Below are 20,337 nucleotides of genomic sequence, written 5' to 3'. Positions count from 1 at the left end.
TAATGCCAATAAACGGCTCACCCGCAATTCCTGCAGCGCCAAATCCTCGTATAATTCACCCGGGCAACCTCCAGCATAAGAAAAGTGTTAAAAAATTTTACAAAAAGCTACCCCGCTGCGCTGATTGTCCTTTGTGGAAAAAGCAACTTTAAATGCATTTCTTTTAAAAAGTATTTTAGGAATATTTCCCAAACAACCTGTATCTTTGCAAACAGGGAGGGATTATAGTTCGCTGAAATTTAATCACATAATCGGATATTTCAGTAAAGCCGGGAGTTATAAACACAAGTAAGATGAAAAGGCTTTACAGACAGTTATTGACCGATATTGCCATATGCAGCATCGTTTTTATTGCATCGCTGGCAATCCATTCAAACGTCAGTCTGTCAACCATCCGGATTTACGGAGACCTGGCGTTGTTTTTTTATGGCCTTCACCTGTTTATTTCACTGGTTTTCAGGAAGTATGAAACCAATGAAACTTACAGCACGCAAAAATTACTGGTGCTTTATTCAAGAAGCTGGATGTACAGTTCAGGCATTGCCCTGTTGCTGATTTATACCTTACAACTGGGTTATCTCTCTCGACTGCTGGTGCTTTTCAATATTTTCGGCCTGCTGAGCGCCGAGATGCTGGTACTCGTTATCAGGTTATCGTTCAGGTCTTCTTTGTTTATTCCCGACAGTAAAGAAACCACAGCGAATGAGCCGGCGGATGACGCGGCTTCCCCCTCAGAAGTTATCCGGAGCAGCAGAAGGAAACAGATACTTGAGATCAATGATGAAGTACTTGAGGAGGTCGGAGAAGAGGCCCTCTTTTTTATTGCTCAGTTCATTGATGCGGAGCCTGGTAAAACCCTGATTCTGAATACGACCACCCGGTTCAATATTGTAAACCAGCCAGAGAAAGTTTATCAGAAAATAGTCAATCTCCACCGCCTGAATGATGTCAGGTTTGTCAACAAATTCCTGGAAGCCATTAACAGCCGCCTTCCTGAAAAAGGGCTGGTGGCGGTATGCGCCGAAACCAAAAACCAGCGCAAGGAACGCATCCTGAAAAAGTATCCACCCCTGTTGAATTACGGTTATTACGCCATCGATTTTTTAATCAAGCGGGTGCTGCCCAAACTGCCGGTGGGCAAGAAGCTCTATTTCTTTCTCACCCACGGGCACAACAGGGTGATGAGCCGTGCCGAAATCCTGGGCCGCATCTGCTCCTGCGGCTTCAGCATTGAACAGGAACAAAAACTCGGGGGTAAACTCTATGTGATCGCCCGTAAGGTGAAACAACCGGCTTTCAATGAAAATGCCACCTACGGCCCCTTTATCTACCTGAACCGTGTAGGTAAAAACGGTAAAATGATCAAAGTGTACAAGTTCAGGACCATGCACCCCTACAGCGAATACCTGCAGGACTATATATACAACAATAACAACCTTGACGAAGGTGGAAAAATCAAAGACGATTACCGCGTAACCACCCTTGGCAGGATATTGCGAAAAATATGGCTTGATGAACTGCCCATGCTGATCAATGTATTGAAGGGCGAAATGAAAATTGTGGGGGTGCGCCCGCTCAGCCAGCACTATTTCAACCTTTACTCCCCCGAAATGCAGGAAATGCGCACCCGCTGCAAACCCGGGCTGGTACCGCCCTTCTACGCCGATATGCCCAAAACCTTCGAAGAGATCGAAGCCTCCGAACGCAGATACCTTGAAGCTTACCGTAAAAGTCCCTTCCTGACGGATGTACGTTACTTCTTCAGGGCTTTTTATAACATTATTTTCAAAAGGGCAAGGAGCAATTAAGGTGTTCGGGTGTTCGGGTGTTCAGGTGTTCGGGTGTTCAGGTGTTCAGGTGTTCAGGTGCTTCGCAATGTGTAAATGTATTAATATGTAAATATGCAATTGAAACCCGGAGATTTCAATGCGAAGTATCGTTTATCTACCTAATTATCTATCTGTTTAGAAATTAAAAATTTCTCAATGCCGGGTGCGTAGCGAAGCGAAGTCCCCTGTTCGGTGTAGTCTGTGACTACGTCGATACAATCCGGATTGCGGATGCAGGACAGCCGTTGTTTCACGCAGAGTTACGCTGATTTCTCCCGCAGATTTACGCTGGTTATACTTCCTGTGGATCTGCGAAGATCCGCGTTACTTATCTGCGGTGATCTGCGAGAAATTCTTTCCCCCGGATTGCTGATGCAGGACAGCCGTTGTTTCACGCAGATTTACGCTGATTATGCTTCCTGTGGATCTGCGAAGATCTGCGTTACTTTTCTGCGGTGATCTGCGAGAGATTCTTTTTCCCGGATTGCTGATGCAAGTTAGCCGNATTTACGCTGATTATGCTTCCTGTGGATCTGCGAAGATCCGCGTTACTTATCTGCGGTGATCTGCGAGAAATTCTTTCCCCCGGATTGCTGATGCAGGACAGCCGTTGTTTCACGCAGAGTTACGCTGATTTCTCCCGCAGATTTACGCTGATTATGCTTCCTGTGGATCTGCGAAGATCCGCGTTACTTATCTGCGGTGATCTGCGAGAAATTCTTTCCCCCGGATTGCTGATGCAGGACAGCCGTTGTTTCACGCAGAGTTACGCTGATTTCTCCCGCAGATTTACGCTGATTATGCTTCCTGTGGATCTGCGAAGATCCGCGTTACTTATCTGCGGTGATCTGCGAGAAATTCTTTCCCCCGGATTGCTGATGCAGGACAGCCGTTGTTTCACGCAGAGTTACGCTGATTTCTCCCGCAGATTTACGCTGATTATGCTTCCTGTGGATCTGCGAAGATCCGCGTTACTTATCTGCGGTGATCTGCGAGAAATTCTTTCCCCCGGATTGCTGATGCAGGACAGCCGTTGTTTCACGCAGATTTACGCTGATTATGCTTCCTGTGGATCTGCGAAGATCCGCGTTACTTATCTGCGGTGATCTGCGAGAAATTCTTTCCCCCGGATTGCTGATGCAGGACAGCCGTTGTTTCACGCAGAGTTACGCTGATTTCTCCCGCAGATTTACGCTGATTATGCTTCCTGTGGATCTGCGAAGATCCGCGTTACTTTTCCGCGGTGATCTGCGAGAGATTCCCCCTGTGCGGCATAGTCTGTGACCAGGCCGGAACAACCGGTTTGCAGGGAAGTGCCGTCCGTGCTTAAAGCTTAACCTATCAAGGTTTAAACGGCTTTATTACACCTAACAGGTTAAAAAAAACCTGTTAGGTGGATTTTGGGTCCGGTTGGCGCGGATACCGGTTGGTACGAGCATCCCGTCGGTGCCTGAAGTTTATCCTATCTAGGTTTAAACGGCTCTATTACACCTAACAGGTTAAAAAAAACCTGTTAGGTGGATTTTGGTAGCGGTTGGGGCGATCCCAAGTTCGGCGTAGTCTGCGACCAGGTCGAATCAAATCCGAAATCTCTCGTTATCCGGCTCTCGCCGTCTCACGAGACAAGCAAAATCCGCAATCCGAAATCCTAATTCCTTTACCTTTGCTTAATGAGAAAACCGGTTTTAACATTGCTGCTGGCTGCAAACCTGCTGATCAGTCCCTTCGCGGGAAAGGCACAGGAAGTGCCCCAGCATATTTCGGGAAGACATATTTACCAACTGCTCGACGAACTTGCCACCCTGGGCAGCATTGAACTGAACAGCGCGGTGAAGCCCTACTCCCGGCAGTTTATCGCCGGCCGGCTTACAGATGCGCTGAAGGATTCCACCCGCCTCTCCCCTGCCCTGTTAAAAGAAATCAGGCTGGCGCTGAAGGATTATTCCCTGGAAACAGGCACTGCTCCCCGATCCGGACTGAACCTGGTGAAGAAAGGAAAACCGGCACAGCTATCCCTGCTGCCCCCGGAGTTTACCTGGCGCGACTCCCTCTTCAGGGTCAGCCTGAAACCGGTGTACGGCATCTGCTACTTTACCAATGCCAACGGCAATGTGCGCCATACCCACGGCGGACTCGAAGCCCATGCCTATATCGGCAGACAATGGTCCATCTGGGCCAGCCTGCGCGACAACTACCAAACCAACGAGGTGCTCGACCGGCCGGGCTATTTTACCCTGGGCGAGGGCGGCAATTACAAAATCGGCGTGCAGGGCCGCGCGGGCGGCGACTACAGCGAGATGCGCGCCGGCATCGCCTGGGCCTGGAAATGGGGCAGCCTCAGCTTCAGCAAAGATCAGAACGAATGGGGCGACCACGCCCACGGCGCCAATATCCTCTCGGGCAGAACCCCCTCCTACGCCATGCTCAAACTCCGGCTCGACCCGGTCAAATGGTTTTCGTTTACCTACTTCCATGGGTGGCTGGTGTCGGAAGTGATCGACAGCGCCCGCAGCTACTACTCCGAACCCGGCCGCTACCGCGCCGTGTACCGCGACAAATACATCGCCGCCAATATGTTCACCTTCAGGCCACTGAAAGGACTCAGTCTTTCGGCAGGCAACTCGGTGGTGTACAGCGACAGCCGCGTGCAACCGGCCTACCTGATCCCCTTTATGTTCTTCAAGTCGGTAGACCATACCCTCAGCCACGGCATCGACAACCAAAACTCCCAGATGTTTTTCAACATCAGCAGCCGGCAGATCCGGCACCTGCACCTCTATGCCTCCCTGTTTGTGGACGAGTTCAGCATCTCGCGCGTGGGCGACCCCGACCGCACCAACTTCACCGGTTTCAAAGCGGGGCTCTCCCTTTCGGGATGGCCGCTCAGCAACCTCACCCTCAGGGGAGAACATACCTTTACCAACCCCATCACCTACCGCCACCGCGTGGAAACCCTCACCTTCGAAACCAACCGCTATAACCTGGGCCATTACCTGCGCGACAACTCCCGTGAAACATACCTCAGCCTCAGCTACCGCCCCATGGCCGGGATGATGGCCTCCGTTTCATGGTTTATGGCAGAACATGGCAACGACTACCGCTACGACCTTGATGGCTCCATCCCCGTGGATGAATATCCTTTTATGGAAAGCGTTACCTGGCGCAATACAAGCATCGGCTTTGACCTGCGCTATATGCTGTGGAACAATATTTCAGCCTTCGCCGGACTGACCCTCTCCGATATCCGGGGCTACGATACCGACGAACTTCCCGCCCAGCACTACCTCAACCGCTACACCCCGGCGCTTTTCCACGGAAAACAAACCACCCTGGAGATCGGGATGCAGATGGGGCTTTAGGTGTTCAGGTGTTCAGGTGTTCATGTGTTCAGGTGTTCAGGTACTCAGGTGCTCATGTGCGTAACGAAGCAGCTTGCCCCGTTACTTCGACGGGGGAGTCCCGCATTTGCGGGGTTCGGGTGCTCGGGTGTTTATTTTTTATCAAAAATTCAAAAATTAATATCGGTGGTCGAGCGGAGTCGAGACCATCCGATAAATTGGATTCAAAAGATTAGCTTCGCTGAGCTCTCCCGATAATTATCGGGATCGGTTCAAGGATTCAAAAATCTCACGTTTGGTGTAGTCTGTGACTACGTCGATACAATCCGGATTGCGGATGCAGGATAGCCGTTGTTTCACGCAGATATACGCTGATTTAGCCCGCAGATTTACGCTGATTATACTTCCTGTGGATCTGCGAAGATCTACGTTACTTATCTGCGGTGATCTGCGAGAAATTCTTTCCCCCGGATTGCGGATGCAGGACAGCCGTTGTTTCACGCAGATATACGCTGATTTAGCCCGCAGATTTACGCTGATTATGCTTCCTGTGGATCTGCGAAGATCCGCGTTACTTATCTGCGGTGATCTGCGAGAAATTCTTTCCCCCGGATTGCTGATGCAGGACAGCCGTTGTTTCACGCAGATTTACGCTGATTCCTCCCGCAGATTTACGCTGATTATGCTTCCTGTGGATCTGCGAAGATCTGCGTTACTTTTCTGCGGTGATCTGCGGGAAATTCTTTTCCCGGATTGCGGATGCAGGACAGCCGTTGTTTCACGCAGATATACACTGATTTAGCCCGCAGATTTACGCTGATTTTGCCTCCTGTGGATCTGCGAAGATCTGCGTTACTTTTCTGCGGTGATCTGCGAGAGATTCCCCCTGTTCAGCGTAATCTGTGGCTACGTCGAAATAAATCCAGAATCTCAGGTTGGTGCAGACGTCCCGTCCCTACTTAGAGCTTAACTTATCAAGGTTTAAACGACTCTATTACACCTAACAGGTTGAAAGAAAACCTGTTAGGTGAATTTTGGTAGCGGTTGGGGCGGATGTACCGTCCGTACCGACCGACCACCAACGCCCGACCATCACCGCTAATACATCCTACTACCTCCTACCTCCTACCTCCTACTTCCTACTTCCTACTTCTTAATTCTTTCTACCTACTTCCTACTAAATACTTCTTACTTCACTTCCTGTAAAATCAACATCCCCTTTTTAAATCCCTAAAGAAGCCAATGAAATCACATTTATACCATCGGGCCGGCGATGGCTCATTCCGGTACCGGTAATAATGTTGAGCGATTTCGGCAGATCCATTCTGGCAGTGTGTATGTTCTCCGCAAATTTTTTAAGATTATCAGCGGCTTCATCTATAAATCCCACACCGAGCTTTATTTCAAAAGCGGCATAGTCGCCATTGCGTTTCTGCACAATAGCGTCAATTTCCAAACCATAAGAATCATTGTAATGAAAAACGGTTGCATCATTGGCTTTGGCATATACATTCAACTCATGCGTTGCCAGCGACTCGAACAAAAAACCTGCATATTCCAGGTCTTTCATCAGTGATTCTTTGTCTAAGCCCAGGGCTGCAGCGGCCAGAGAGGTGTCACATAAATGCCTTTTGGGAGATTTTCGCAATGATGCCGATGAACGGATATGCGGATTGAAGGCGGGCTGTTCGTACAATATCATAAGGCGCGACAAAACGCCGAGGTATCCGGTTATTGTATTGCGCGACAACTCATTTCTGTCAGAGGCTTTTATATCAAGCTCCAGCGTTCTGTTGTCAACAAGTGTTGCCGTATTCCTCGCCAAGGAGCGCAACAGGCTCCGGACCTTTAACGGGTCGCGTTTAACTCCTGCAACCCTGCTTATATCCACTTCACAAAGCAGATCAATATATCCGCTGTTCATTCTGACGGCATTCCCGGTGTTTTCGTTCAGTAAAGCAGGCCATCCCCCGGTCAGCAGCCTGTCTGTTATGAAATCAAGCGAAACGCCGTTATCATTGAAATCGGGAACGTGCCCTGTAAGCAAACCTGACATCTTCACCGTTCCGGTTGAATAACCCAACTCCTGCCAGGTCATTGTGTCCATCTGAACCACCGTAAAACGCCCGGCGCCACTGTGCAGCCTGATATCGTCACCCGGATTGGCGGAACCTGTCAGGATGAACTGCCCTTTTGTATTACGGTCGTCCACCTCATGCCTGACATAATTCCATATTTCAGGATATTCCTGCCATTCATCAATCAATCTTGGGGTATCGCCCCTCAACAGGAGCTGCGGATCTGTTGCCATGATGTAAGGTACCTGTTTGTCCCTGTCCATTTCCACCTGGCTTTTGACAAACTGCCTGGCTGTGGCTGTTTTTCCGCAGGATTTCGGCCCTTTAATAAGCACAGCACCTGAAGCAGACAATTTTTCAAGCAAATCCGCTTCTATGATTCTTTTTACATATTTCATATCCGGGTAAGTATTATGAATGCAAAAGTATTAATTTATTTTCTATTGTGCACTTTTCAGACAATATATTGTGCATATTTTAGATTAAATATTGTGCATTTATCAGATATTTCATTGTGCATAAATCAGACAATCCGGCGATCGGGCTTCCGCATCCGGTGATAATACGTAATTCTTTCCAGGATAGAGCTTTACTTATCAAGGTCTAAACGTCTTTATTACACCTAACAGGTTGGAAGAAAACCTGTTAGGTGGATTTTGGTAGCGGTTGGGGCGGATGTACCGGCCGTAACGCCCGACCACCACCGCCCGACCATCACCGCTAATACATCTTACATCCTGTTTCCTACTTCCTACTTCTTACTTCTTACTTCTTACTTCTTACTTCTTACTTCTTACTTCTTACTTCTTACTTCTTACTTCTTACTTCTTACTTCTTACTTCTTACTTCCTGCTTCCTGCTTCATCTTCTCAACAAAACCAACACCAACTTCCCCTGATTCTTCACATTCTGCCACAGCAGCTCCTTCGCCCAGGGCAGAAAGGCGTCGTTCCAGCGCTGGGGATGCACGGTGATCATGATACGGGCGGGCAGGGCGCCGGCACGGGCAGCTTTGATAATCTCCCCGGTACCGCGGAAAACCAGCCCCTGCTGAATCCAGCGGTCCTGATGCAAAGGGATTTTGTCGCGCACGCTGAACTTCCAGCCATCCCAGCGGCGACCGGTATCGGTGAGGTAGAAAAGCTCATTGAAGTCGAAATCAAAGTAAGGCTCGGTGAGGATGCCGAAGTCACGGTAGTGATAGAAGGGACGAGGGGCGAGGGACGAGGGACGCTGATGAAGGGGCGAGGGACGGGGGACGGGGGACGCTGAAGAAGGGGCGGGGGACGCACTTCGAGGATAGAAGGAACGGGGGGCGAGGGACGAGGGACGCTGGTGAAGGGGCGGGGTAGGGGGGACGGGGGACGCTGAAGAAGGGGCGGGGGACGCACTTCGACTTCGCTCAGTGACCAAGGGACGCACAGCCCAGAGATCGCGGTTGTCGTAACCGGAAAGGGGCGCGCCTTCCATGGCGGCGGTGGTTACCGGACCAAACTGCCTCAGGTATTCCAGGTTTTTCTGAAAGCGCCGGATGGCCTTCTCGTAATCACCCCTGCACTCGGTGAGATCATCGTAATGGTAACCGATTTCATGGCCCAGGGCGACAATTTTACGGATTACCGCCTCATTGTCTTTATGCGGATAAATCCTGAAATAATAGGTGCCTTTGATGCCCAGCCCGTGCTGCAACTGTGCCAGCTTAAGCGCGTTTCCGTACCTGGCCTCTACATCGTGACGAAGAAGGATTAATTTCGGCACTTCGGCTTCGCTCAGTGTAAAATTGCGGTCCCGATGGCCATCGGGAGCGGATTTCGGATTTATGTTTTCTCCTGAAGCCTGCGCAAATTCCTTGCTTGTTTCAGCGTATGCCGAAACAGTGTAAAACAAAAAACCCTGCGATTGCAGGGCCTTCAGGAGTTCCTGGTAGATTTTCAGGTTAAAATCCATGGGTGCTTAATCTGAACAGCGATGCACCCGCAAAAGTCTTAAAAATATATGGATAACCATTAAAAGGAATAAGAAATTCCCATCGTTACACCAGGAAGAATATCCTCGTCACCCTGATAGATATCCCAACCCACAATGGCAGAGAAATCCATAAAACCTTTCAACCGGTTTGTCAACAGCAGGTAGTTCGACAAACCGAGGTTCGCGCAAATGTTCGGCCGCTTGTAATCCTGACTGTAATAATAACCCGCGCCCGCATGTAAAAGCAAGTGCCAGAAGGCAGCAGGATCATAATCCGGAAACAGGCTGTTTATGTTCATCAGCGCCTCACCATACAAAAAATAATAGTGGTGCTTTTTATCATCCGCAATAGCATTATAATAAGGCCCTTTGTAACCGGCCTGAAGGGCAAGTTCCTTTGAAAACCACTTTCCTGCAGTGATATTTATCAGCGGTGCAATGTTGTGACTGACAAAATCTTCATCCTTTATTCCTGACATCTGAACCCCGATGCCGGCATTAACAAACCATGCTGAGCCACCATGATCAGCCCCTGCCATTTCAGCTTCCTGAGCAACCAAACAGTTAAAACCAAAGAATAAGAGAAGGAGGAATAAAAAAACCTTGCGAAATGCTTTCACCGGATATATAACAAAAGTTTTGTGAACATATTCAGTTGACCAGGCAGGCTGGCGATAATCATTTCAGCCTGATGCAAAATGCCTTTCAGGATATTTGTGCCGGAATTCTTCAGAAAAAATCGGAAATAACTGAGTTAAGTAAAAAGCCTTTTACTGCTTGCCGGCTTTACCGGAAAAATTAAACGCCGGAAGGACAACCGGAGGTATCCCCGCGTTTGCGGTAAGTGTATTGATAAAGCTTCTTAAAAAAGGAAAAGCGATTGCCGGAGAATTGGTCTGTACAAAAGCCGATTGCCTGAATTCTTCATCTATAGGCGAACTTGCTTCAAACAAAGCTACCGATTTGACTGAAATTTTGATGTTATTATTCCTGGCAGAAACCGAGACCTCGAAATTGATGGTATAATGTGCCGGGTCATCATCATTAAATCCGATGCTGACACCAACGTTCACATCCATGCTCTGTTCCTTTACAACGGCGAATGGGTTCTCGACATCCATAACGACCGATGTTACCAGAAAATCAACAAGACGAATGGCGCTTTGCTGCACAGGGTTATCCATAATATCAGGCGGCCTTGTAAATGTTATCCTGCTGCCCGAATTCCTCGGCCAGATTGCTATTAAATTGCTGTTTGCAAATCGGCTTGTTGAGAAGGTTAAAAGACTCAGATAAAAAACTCAGGTCTTTAACTTCATAATTCAATGTTTGAAACACCGTTTCATTGGTTTGAAACCATGCTTCGCAGGGATATCCGAGTGTGAATTCAGCAAAATACTCATCCGGGGCGGGGCCATCCACATGCAGGCTGTCGATCTTTGCCAATTGCTCCTCCACTACCGAAGGGTCGGTATTGACAAAGTAATCATCCAGCAGTTGAAGTGATTTTTCAAAGACATCCATGGCAGCCTCCCGAATCTCTTTACAGAGACTCATAAACAATTTTTTTCGATTGCAAAATTAGCGCATTCTTCTCTGTAATACAAATAACTATGCGCGGATCTAACAAGGTATAGTTCCTTTTACCTGAAACAAAGTACCATTTTGAATGTTCATCGCGCGGCAACAGATCTACTGCCCGTATCACTTTAAAAGGAAATATCCCCGGCCTGTCCTTTTCAAGCATTTTCAGATGTTCTATAAATGAACCCAGGGACCATTTTTCACGGGCATACCCTGATTCAGCATATTTTACAGCTACATTCCGGAAATAGCGCATGTGGCTTCTGTTGCCCACCAGATCTAGAAAAATGCCGCCCGGCATATTCAATTTGCATTCCAGAATGCAGTATTCGTTATTATAATGATCTTCACCCCATTTGGTGGCCATTTCAATGTTGTCGTCCCAAAAATAATAACCCGCACCCAAAAACTGCAAGCGATGTGTCTTTTCGTTAAATCCGGCAAAAAAAGGCGCATGATCCAGAATATATGATCTACCATTTCTTTTGCTACAGGTATGATGCCCCGTCGTTTCCATATACCATTATATATAATTGATATTTAATTACTTGTGACAAGCCAAATGGGCTGATGCCATAAATATTCAATGATACGGTTACCTTATACCTGATAAAGTTTCGGAATGGCATTGACTGTCCTGATCACTTTGGCAAAATCCAAGCCGATAATCTCCAGATACCAGCGCAGGGTTTCATAACGGGGCCGGTTGTCTTCCTCTATCAGGGCCATGGCCTGCTCACGCGTAAGCATGCCCCCGCGTATCTGTGGATTAATCGTCGTTTACACACCTGACAGATCAGAAGTAAACCTGTCAGGAGGATCCTACTCCCCTGACCGGGTGGTACTACAGTCAGGCGAATCCCTCTCTTCCTCACTACTCACTTTTAACTTCCTACTTCTCACTTCTTACTTCCTACTTCTCACTTCTTACTTCCTTCTTCTTACTTCTCATTGCCAACAACACCAACTTCCCCTGATTCTTCACATTCTGCCACAGCAGCTCCTTCGCCCAGGGCAGAAAGGCGTCGTTCCAGCGCTGGGGATGCACGGTGATCATCACGCGGGGGGGCAGGGTGCCTGTACGGGCGGCGTTGATAATATCGCCGGTATGCTGAAAAACCAGCCCCTGTGCTATCCAGCGGTCCTGGTGCACGGGGATTTTATCGCGCACGCTGAACTTCCAGCCATCCCAGCGGCGACCGGTGTCGGTGAGGTAGAAGAACTCGCTGAAGTCTGTGTCGAAATAAGGCTCCCCGGTAATGCCCAGGGAACGGTAATCATAGTGCTTCCAGAGGTCTTTGCTGTCCCAGGGCGAGCGGGGACTGCCGTGCATGCAGATGGTGCTTACCGGCGCCAGGCGGCGCAGTTTCTCCAGGTTGGCGGTAAAATCATGGTAAGCCTTTTCCATATCGCCGTTGCAGGTGGTGAGGGACTCGTAATGATACCCGATCTCATGGCCCAGCCCGGCAATTTCCCGGATAATCCGCTCGGCCCAGCTCTCCGGCACCGCCCTGAAGTAATATGACCCTTTGATGCCCAGCGCGTGCTCCAGCTTGGCCGTGGCCAGACTGTTGCCCGGCAGCAGGTCCACATCGTGACGCAGAAGAATCAAAGGTTGAGGTTCAGGCTGAGGTTGAGCAGCATCTCCCTTAACCTTAACCTCAACCTTAGCCTTAACCTTATCCTCGCTGTAGTCCGCGAAAGTTTGAAATGAAAAACCCTGCGTTTGCAGGGCGGTAAGCATTTCTTTGTAGATTCTTAATGTGAAGTCCATTTTTCAAATTTAGTCAGGCACAGGTAAAACCAAAAACCGTAATTGCAAAAAACTGAACATTATAAAAACTCAGAATTCTATGCTTTCCAATTAAAGCATCACAATTAAACTTTTGAGAAGGAACTATTTAGCGAGCGTGGAAGAAAATACCCTTTGATGCAATTTGGATTTCTCACGCAAAGCTGGACATGATTCTTTTGCTTAAAACCGGCATTGGGATAAAGGTAATCCCCTTCCCAAAACACCCCCCTCACAGAATCAAACTGCGGCTCATCCGATTCTTTTCTGATCTGATGAATTACTTCTATTACAGCACAATCCAGATCCCGTAATAAGAGATCATCGCCACTACCCGTGTTCCTGTTTGCCGGAAGTATTTTACCGGAAGTCTCCCAGGCAGATTTGAAAACTTCAAAACCAGACTTTAAAAGACACAGGTTTTGATAATCAACCAAATCGAAACAAAAGCCGGGGTGAATGACTGCTCCGATTACAGCAGGGTCTTTAATCGGATGCCTGGACCTTCCGGGGCTCTCTTTTAGAAATTCAGCAAATTCCATAGCCCTGGATACGCTGTTTTCCCAGAAATAAACACCGTGACCCAGCCAGTCATACGAATTTATGCTTTGACGTAAATCTGACCTGCTGTTGATCACATCTTCAGCAACCTGCCTGTCGCAACCATGAAAACCCAGAATCAGTCCTTGTCTGATACTGTACATAATTCCTTGTAAGGTTTGCGCACATTACCCTTCTCGGTAATTACTCCAATATCCTTTAACAGCTTTTCCGAGGCTTTTTTATTGCCGGCTATTTTCTTACCATACGCCTTTATAACGGCATCAAATTTCTTAATTTCTCTATTGCTCATGACTTTCCAGGTCTGTTACAAATTTAAGCAATTATTCACAAAAAAGTTCAACTAAAAAAAATAATCATGAAATCACCAGGCGGCTAATTCCCATTATACCCTATCAGAAATTACCTGAAAGTTTTTCGAAAATTGGCTTTTATCATTATCCCCTGTGTTGGAGTTTAGGTTTCACAAAGGTAACAAAAAGCAGCATATTTTTCAAGTGATGAGTTGTGAGTCGTGAGTCGTGAGTTTCATTCTATTCAGATGAATCGTTCATTTCATAATTCAGTTTCATCATCGGAATTCTTAGCGGTGAGTTGTGAGTCGTGAGTTTCCTTCTTTACAGATTAATCGGTCATTTCATGATTCAGTTTCATCATCGCAATTCTGAGCGGTGAGTTGTGAGTCGTGAGTTTCGTTCTTTTCAGATGAATCGTTTATTTCATGATTCAGTTTAATCATCGGAATTCTGAGCGGTGAGTTGTGAGTTTCCTTCTTTACAGATTAATCGGTCATTTCATAATTCAATTTCATTATCATAAAACATGAAATAAGCATTACTCATTACTCATAACTCACTACTCACTACTCATTACTCCCGACTCAAAACCTATACTCGCAACCCGCTGCGCAATACCGACAACTCATAATCCAATATTCACAACTCACAGTGCAATATTCATAACACACTTCTCAATATTCATAACTCACTGCGCCATACCGACAACACATAACCCAATACTCGCAACCCGCTGCGCAATATTCATAACTCACTTCTCATAACTCATAACACACTTCTCATAACTCATAACTCACTTCTCATAACTCATAACTCACTTCTCATAACTCATAACTCACTACTCATAACTCACTACTCATAACTCACTACTCATAACTCACTACTCATAACTCACTACTCATAACTCACTTCTCATAACTCACTTCTCATAACTCATAACTCACTTCTCATAACTCATAACTCACTTCTCATAACTCATAACTCACTTCTCACTACTCATAACTCACTTCTCACTACTCATAACTCACTTCTCACTTGCAAAATTTCTCAGGTGTATTGATCATAGAAATCAACATTTTTCGCACTTCTTCGTATTCATGCATGAAATACTCATATTTTTCAGGTTCAATGTATTTGCATTCGACCGAAAAAGCAAGCCAGACTTCCGTTTCATATTCTTCCCCTAATGAATCCGTAAGCTTACTGACAAAATGTTTTGGATAGATCTTCTTTGCCCAACCTTCGGCTATATTTGTAGTAACCGACCTGGAAGATCTGCGTATCTGGTCTGTTAATGAATATTTCTCTTCTTTAGGAAATGTTTTTGAAATCTCAAAAATTTCCATTGCCAGCCTGAAGGCCTTTTGATATACTATCAAATCCCTGAAACTTTTAATAACTGCCATATCGTATTGATTTTGTGTATTTTAATAAATAAAGTCGATTCTCACCACTCACAACTCACTACTCATTACTCACCACTCACCACTCACCACTCACTACTCTCTACTCTCTACTCTCTTCTCACCACTCACTACTCACCACTCACCACTCACTACTCACCACTCACAACTCACTACTCACTACTCATAACTCACTACTCACAACTCACTACTTAAACCTATACTGATACTCCGGATTCTCCTGCATAATCCGCTTGCTCTCAGGGTAGTTTTCGATAAACCAGACCAGAAAGGCGGTGACATCGATTTTTTCTGCAAGCATTCTATCCCTGCGTTTCTTCCATTCTTCCTTCAAACCAGGCATTTGCAACAACTCAATCCCTTTTTCTATGGCTTTCTGTTGATCTTGTTCAGATTCAGAAAAGTTGAACATCAGTGAATACTCTTTCTCCAGATGCTGCGTATAAAAAGTAGAATTATTAAATAGATATACTGAAGGCACCCCAAGCATTGCAGCCTCTTCCGACATGGTTGAGCTTTCTCCGAAAAGCATATCGGCAAAAGCAATTGCATCATGCATTCTGTGGGGTGCAATTTTAAATTTATATTTCTTCAGATCGGCGGGCAGTTCTGATTCTGATGAAATAAACACACGGGCGTATTTTGAAAATTCCTCCACCGCTTTAAGTTTGTTACCAATAGAAATACCTTTATGGCCATAGTCATGACTGGCATTCCAGGATACGAAACGTAAGATTACATACTTTTCATTTTCTTTTACTCCAAGTTCCTCTAAAACATGAATATCCGGAGTAAAACGACCGGGGTGCAGATAAGCCAGTTCGTGATAACCGGCATATTTAATAACTTTTGACGACTTTAAAGGATGATCGTAATCTGCCGTCAGAATCGCAGTGGTGAAAGGCTTATAAAGTCGTATTTGCTCAAAATTAAATGTATCTTCAAATGAGATATGTGGTTTACCTAGTAAAAAAGCGGCATGGGCTGCATACATGGAACCGTGGCTCAGAAATATATCGGGCTTGAATTTTAATCCTGCCAAGTATTCCTTAATATCAAACTTAAGCAAACCCCAGAGTTTACCGAACCCTGATTTATACTTTTTACCAAAAGATTTATACTGAAATCCATATTTATTAAGTAAATAAATCTCAAACTCTTTTTCCCTGCAGGTAAACAATATCCGATGACCATTTTGCTGCATTTCTTCAGCAAAATGTCTGAAAAGGTGAACATGGGCGGGATGTCCTATGTCAATCAAAACGTTCATTGTCAGATTCTTTTGAGAATTCCAAGCCCCCAAACCCCTAGGTTATAGAGAGTTGGATTTAGTATCTTCTTCCATCTACCAAATTCGACCATTTCACCGCCAAACTGAGCTTTGTATTCGCGGACTCCATATTCAATTCCTGCCTTGCCGGCTCCCATAAAATCAATGAAAGGGATTTGGTTTTCAATGGCGTAATCCATGGCCGCATATACGGCCAAATGGGTTGGAAAGATTTTTTTATGGTAATCTCTTATTCCACAATAATAATACGTGTATATCGCTTTACCCGCTAAAACAGGACAAAACGATCCTCCAATAATCCGACCTGCATGCTTAACGACAAAAACTTGAATTAACCGGTGATTTAGCAAACCAATAAAATACTCCAAGGCAGGAAGTGGGAGCTTCACCCTTTGATCGTAAAGCTTTTTAAGAATCTCATAAACCTGACTTATTTCAGTTGCATCATTAGACCTTCCGTAGGTTGCACCTTCTGCCATTGATTGTTTTATTTCACGTCTTCTTCCTGATGTGAAAAGGCCCATGAGACTTTCTTTTGATAACGTTTCAAGAGATAGCCTGAAATTAAGATATGGCTCATATAGCCAACCAGTACTTTTAAATGCATCGGTGAAAGCTGAATAATCAAAGAAATTCCTCATTTCAATATAAATCACTTTTCTATTCAGGTGGGAAGATACTTCATTAAGAAAAAAAATCAATTCTTCAGTAGTAATATTCTCAAGTAAAGGGCCTCCAAATACAATACCCCGCTTGGAAAAATATGACTTAATGCCTTCCTCCTTCTGAATTGTTACGACTACCAGGGCTTTATATATACCCTCATTCTCCATAGCAAAAGCCTGGGCATTATAACCTGTTGAGTCTTGACAGAATTGATAGAATTCGGGCATTTGAAATGGAGTTGCAAATTCAGAAATATTGAATAATGCGTACCATTTCTGAAGATCAATCTTATCATTTTTAAGAAAAATCATCCATTCCCCCTGACTTCTTGATAAACTTGAATAATTCTATGAGCAATGGTTTCAGAATCAAGGCCAAGTTTTATCAGCCGCGCTCTTCCATTTGTTTTACGATATTTATCAGCAAAATCTAATGCATTTGTAATTTTAGAAGCTGTATCTGCAGCTGAAAAATCTGAAATAAAATACCCGGGTTCATTCCCAAATAACCACTTTATATCTCCAACATCGGTGGCAACAACCGGGCAATTGCAAGCCATTGCTTCTTTAACTACATTCGGTGAACCTTCCATAAAAGAAGGAACAACCAACACATCTACTGAATTTAAATACTTTATTGCAATGTCATGTGCCACCGGATAAGGCGTAATAATTTCAACATTTTCTATATTTAACAACTCACATGAATCCTTAACCAATTTAAAATTCTTTCTAATATCATTAAGATTACCCAGAAAAAGAATATACTTCTTCGTTGGATCAAGGCCTAATTCATCTCTGAAACCCTTGTCATTAACAATCACTTTTTCAAGTAAAATCCCATTGGGAATAATTTTAGATTTATTCTTCAGGTAAACATACTTTTCAATATTTTTAGATTTGCAGATAATTGCTTTTACAAAAGGTTGAATAAGCCAGGTTAAAATCACTAAATAATAACTGCTTTTCCTTACTTTGTTATGACCAATATATTCACCATAAGCATCACTACCCATTAATGAAAGGATTATAGGCTTTTTAGGGTGTGCCAGGACAGAAGTCCAGCCCGATAATGTATAATGCGCATGAACAATATCAACTGCATTTTTTCTAACAAATTTATTGAGTTTATAGGCGCTCCTTACATAACCTAAAAGCCCTTTCCCAATCAATGGAAAATATAACACATCAATGCCTAACCTCTCCAGAGAATCTCCCTGTGCTTTAATGAACGGAGCTATGCTAAAGTCCCTGGAATTACCGCTTGAAACAAAAAGGACCCTCATACTTATTTCACATGAACTGATAAGTAACTCATTAAACTTGTAACATAAACCTTCTCAAGATCTGAATAACCTTCTTTTACTATCCACTTCCCTTCGAACTTCTCAAAATAAAAAGGAGATTTTTCAATCGTAGTAGTGCCAAAATTAATAAACTGAAATTCAATCAGGTGAAATCGCTTGCCATCAAAACCAATATCCAACGATATATGCGGCACATTAAAATAATTCCGAACCGATTGGGCAAAATCCAGCATTCCATCAGGAAGTTCTTTTGTAAAAAGAAAGTCCCCGCTTCCACTTGCCCTGAAGTCATTTTTACGATTATTCCGCTGAAGAACATAAATCTGGGGGCCATAAACTAAGACCTTCCAATCATTTCCCAAATTTTTAATCATATTTTGCACTATAAATTTAGACCGATAAAATGATTCTCTTACATAACTTTTGCGATATTTGATATTTCTTAACAACTCTTTCAGGTTATGCTTTAAATTAAAAGATCTTGAAATCTTTTTAGCAATGTTCACTAGTTCCTTAGGGTTTTCCGCCTTAGATACCCCCCGGCTCATGGCCCCGGAAGCGGGCTTAATTACAACAGGAAAAATAAAATTATCAGCCTGTGCAATCAATTCATCCAATGTACCAAATACCGCTGAATGGATAGTTTTTATTGATTCCATTGTCGAACGCTCACGTAACAGTTCCATCGCGACCTTATTGTTGTGGGCCTTCAGGCAGGCATAGGAAGGCAGAAGATTGTAACCAACCTGATCTAAATGAAATATTATGTCTTCAATAAAATCCTTGTAAAAACCATGTTTATCTTCGCTGGAAGTATATAGAATAAGGGTACTTTCCTTGTCCACATTTTTTACTTCTAATCTTGTAAATGAAGATATTGTCACCTGTATTCCGTACTTTGAAAAACAAGCAGACAATTTATCAAGATCCATACCACCACGATAAAACTTAGCTTTCTGCTTGGAGCCAAAGAATCCCTTATAATCTGTCAGGATAAAGATTTGATTTATCATACCTTAGCTTGTTTGAATATATCTTTTAAAAGACTTAATCAAATGTCAAAATCAAAATTAAAGTTTCTCTTTCTATTCTTACAATAAGAGATTATTTCATCTGTATATTCGCCAAATAATGGGCCATTATTCATCTGAAAGAAGTTGGTTTCATTATTCTTGTTGTTCACTTCAATCAGCCTTATATTGCCACGATGATCTACACAAAAATCAAATCCAAGCAAACGATGATAATAAAATTGATTAGCAAGAGGTAAACAAATTTTAACAATCTCATCAAATTTAAATACCGGATCGGCATTTGAAAAAACAATAGTATTGAAATGATCGAACTTTTCACCTTTCTTATTGATTGCAAAACTATTAAGTTTACCATTCTCCTTTACACCGCATGCAATTCCTCCAGATGCCTGGTTATCAACCAGTGAGCCCGGTTTACCGATTCGGAGTACCGCATGTAAAGGTATAACTTCATTGCTGACTACCGAACGGTAAGTGAACAAACGCACTGTATTTAAAGAGCTTTGATTAAACTGGCTAAAATAAGGATGTTGATCTATGTACTCCTGAATTATATAGTTGCTTCCGTATTGCTTATCAAGATAGCTTACCGAAAGTTTTTCCCCATCACGACTCACCCATTCAGCATTATTTCTGGTAAATAATTCAATTCCTCTTCCACCACCCGATTCCGTGGATTTCTTCGTTATACATTTTTCAATGCAATCAGGTATTAATAACATAGCATCTTCAAAACCAGTATATTCATATTTTTCAGTATAAAAGACTCCATTTATATTCCGAAGATATATTTGAGGTAAGAGTTCATTCATAAAATTCCGGTGATAACTATTCTTATCGCTGTATGCTTCACTGAATCCCTTGTGATTCAGCCTAAGTTCAACATTGAAATGATAATCATATTCAGTAATATATCTGGGATCATCAATCCCATTGATTGATGCAAAGACTTTGTACCATTTAATATTAGTCCTGTTATTAAGATCTTTCCATAGTTTTTTGTGATATTGTATTTTTTCGCTGCTTATGTCTATTATTGAAGGTAAGGAATTGAAAATTTTTAATATTTTTTTATTCAGTACAATCCTTAATTTTAATGAATAAATTAAGACAATAATTTTTTTTATCAGCCCATTCATAAATTCACCTTCCCGTTTAGTTGCTTTAACA

General features: G+C 44.1%; 19 protein-coding genes. 3 read left to right on the top strand and 16 right to left on the bottom strand.

What is annotated here, in order from left to right; translation table 11 throughout:
* Positions 1–293 precede the first annotated feature (293 nt).
* The 3 genes from TBC1_RS02480 to TBC1_RS02470 all read left to right on the top strand — a co-directional run bounded on the left by TBC1_RS02480 (position 294) and on the right by TBC1_RS02470 (position 5,188).
* The gene (locus TBC1_RS02480; RefSeq protein ID WP_062038025.1) at positions 294–1,808 is read left to right on the top strand and encodes a sugar transferase; all 1,515 of its coding nucleotides are present in this window, start codon (positions 294–296) and stop codon (positions 1,806–1,808) included.
* A 548-nt stretch (positions 1,809–2,356) separates the two neighbouring features.
* Complete coding sequence (locus tag TBC1_RS02475; protein WP_137305384.1) at positions 2,357–2,935, top strand: hypothetical protein; 579 nt, start codon at positions 2,357–2,359, stop codon at positions 2,933–2,935.
* A 564-nt stretch (positions 2,936–3,499) separates the two neighbouring features.
* Complete coding sequence (locus tag TBC1_RS02470) at positions 3,500–5,188, top strand: hypothetical protein (RefSeq protein ID WP_062038019.1); 1,689 nt, start codon at positions 3,500–3,502, stop codon at positions 5,186–5,188.
* Positions 5,189–6,389: 1,201 nt separating this feature from the next.
* Here the strand turns inward: TBC1_RS02470 and TBC1_RS02460 are convergent.
* From TBC1_RS02460 to TBC1_RS02395, 16 genes are all read right to left on the bottom strand, one after another.
* The gene (locus TBC1_RS02460) at positions 6,390–7,643 is read right to left on the bottom strand and encodes an ATP-binding protein (RefSeq protein WP_062038013.1); all 1,254 of its coding nucleotides are present in this window, start codon (positions 7,641–7,643) and stop codon (positions 6,390–6,392) included.
* Between the two features lie 463 nt (positions 7,644–8,106).
* A complete protein-coding gene (locus TBC1_RS02455) occupies positions 8,107–9,192 on the bottom strand; it encodes a polysaccharide deacetylase family protein (RefSeq protein WP_062038010.1) in 1,086 nt (361 codons plus the stop codon).
* Positions 9,193–9,251: 59 nt separating this feature from the next.
* Positions 9,252–9,752 carry a hypothetical protein gene (locus tag TBC1_RS02450; RefSeq protein WP_137305382.1) on the bottom strand — a complete coding sequence of 167 codons (501 nt, stop codon included), beginning with the start codon at positions 9,750–9,752 and terminating at the stop codon, positions 9,252–9,254.
* Between the two features lie 231 nt (positions 9,753–9,983).
* Entirely contained in the window at positions 9,984–10,397 is a 414-nt protein-coding gene (locus TBC1_RS02445) for a protein-export chaperone SecB (RefSeq protein ID WP_062038004.1), read from the bottom strand.
* A gap of 4 nt (positions 10,398–10,401) precedes the next feature.
* Positions 10,402–10,770 (bottom strand): hypothetical protein, encoded by a 369-nt coding sequence (locus tag TBC1_RS02440; protein ID WP_062038001.1) that lies wholly within the window; start codon positions 10,768–10,770, stop codon positions 10,402–10,404.
* Entirely contained in the window at positions 10,757–11,314 is a 558-nt protein-coding gene (locus TBC1_RS02435; protein WP_062037998.1) for a hypothetical protein, read from the bottom strand. The genes TBC1_RS02440 and TBC1_RS02435 overlap by 14 nt, the downstream gene beginning before the upstream one ends.
* Before the next feature lie 83 nt (positions 11,315–11,397).
* Positions 11,398–11,547, bottom strand: coding sequence for a hypothetical protein (locus TBC1_RS17920; RefSeq protein ID WP_154669508.1), 150 nt, complete (start codon positions 11,545–11,547; stop codon positions 11,398–11,400).
* Between the two features lie 163 nt (positions 11,548–11,710).
* Positions 11,711–12,571 carry a hypothetical protein gene (locus TBC1_RS02430; RefSeq protein ID WP_062037995.1) on the bottom strand — a complete coding sequence of 287 codons (861 nt, stop codon included), beginning with the start codon at positions 12,569–12,571 and terminating at the stop codon, positions 11,711–11,713.
* 104 nt (positions 12,572–12,675) lie between these two features.
* Complete coding sequence (locus TBC1_RS02425; protein WP_062037992.1) at positions 12,676–13,293, bottom strand: hypothetical protein; 618 nt, start codon at positions 13,291–13,293, stop codon at positions 12,676–12,678.
* Positions 13,269–13,442, bottom strand: coding sequence for a hypothetical protein (locus TBC1_RS17915; protein WP_154669507.1), 174 nt, complete (start codon positions 13,440–13,442; stop codon positions 13,269–13,271). Before TBC1_RS17915 ends, TBC1_RS02425 begins: the two co-directional genes overlap by 25 nt.
* Before the next feature lie 1,035 nt (positions 13,443–14,477).
* Positions 14,478–14,852, bottom strand: a complete 375-nt coding sequence (locus TBC1_RS02420) for a four helix bundle protein (RefSeq protein ID WP_062037989.1) — start codon at positions 14,850–14,852, stop codon at positions 14,478–14,480.
* A 205-nt stretch (positions 14,853–15,057) separates the two neighbouring features.
* The gene (locus TBC1_RS02415; protein WP_062037986.1) at positions 15,058–16,140 is read right to left on the bottom strand and encodes a DUF354 domain-containing protein; all 1,083 of its coding nucleotides are present in this window, start codon (positions 16,138–16,140) and stop codon (positions 15,058–15,060) included.
* Between the two features lie 2 nt (positions 16,141–16,142).
* Entirely contained in the window at positions 16,143–17,138 is a 996-nt protein-coding gene (locus tag TBC1_RS02410; protein ID WP_062037983.1) for a lipid II:glycine glycyltransferase FemX, read from the bottom strand.
* On the bottom strand, positions 17,135–18,112 hold the full coding sequence (locus TBC1_RS02405; RefSeq protein ID WP_062037980.1) for a glycosyltransferase family 4 protein: 978 nt from the start codon (positions 18,110–18,112) through the stop codon (positions 17,135–17,137). The genes TBC1_RS02410 and TBC1_RS02405 overlap by 4 nt, the downstream gene beginning before the upstream one ends.
* 2 nt (positions 18,113–18,114) lie before the next feature.
* Positions 18,115–19,146: an ATP-grasp domain-containing protein gene (locus TBC1_RS02400; RefSeq protein WP_062037977.1), complete on the bottom strand. Its 1,032-nt coding sequence runs from the start codon at positions 19,144–19,146 to the stop codon at positions 18,115–18,117.
* A 38-nt stretch (positions 19,147–19,184) separates the two neighbouring features.
* Positions 19,185–20,306 carry a sugar-transfer associated ATP-grasp domain-containing protein gene (locus TBC1_RS02395; protein WP_062037975.1) on the bottom strand — a complete coding sequence of 374 codons (1,122 nt, stop codon included), beginning with the start codon at positions 20,304–20,306 and terminating at the stop codon, positions 19,185–19,187.
* Positions 20,307–20,337 lie beyond the last annotated feature (31 nt).

This window comes from Lentimicrobium saccharophilum, assembly GCF_001192835.1.
GTDB lineage: Bacteria > Bacteroidota > Bacteroidia > Bacteroidales > Lentimicrobiaceae > Lentimicrobium > Lentimicrobium saccharophilum.
The sequence above is the reverse complement of the archived record's forward strand: the minus strand, read 5'-3'. Positions and strand labels throughout refer to the sequence as shown.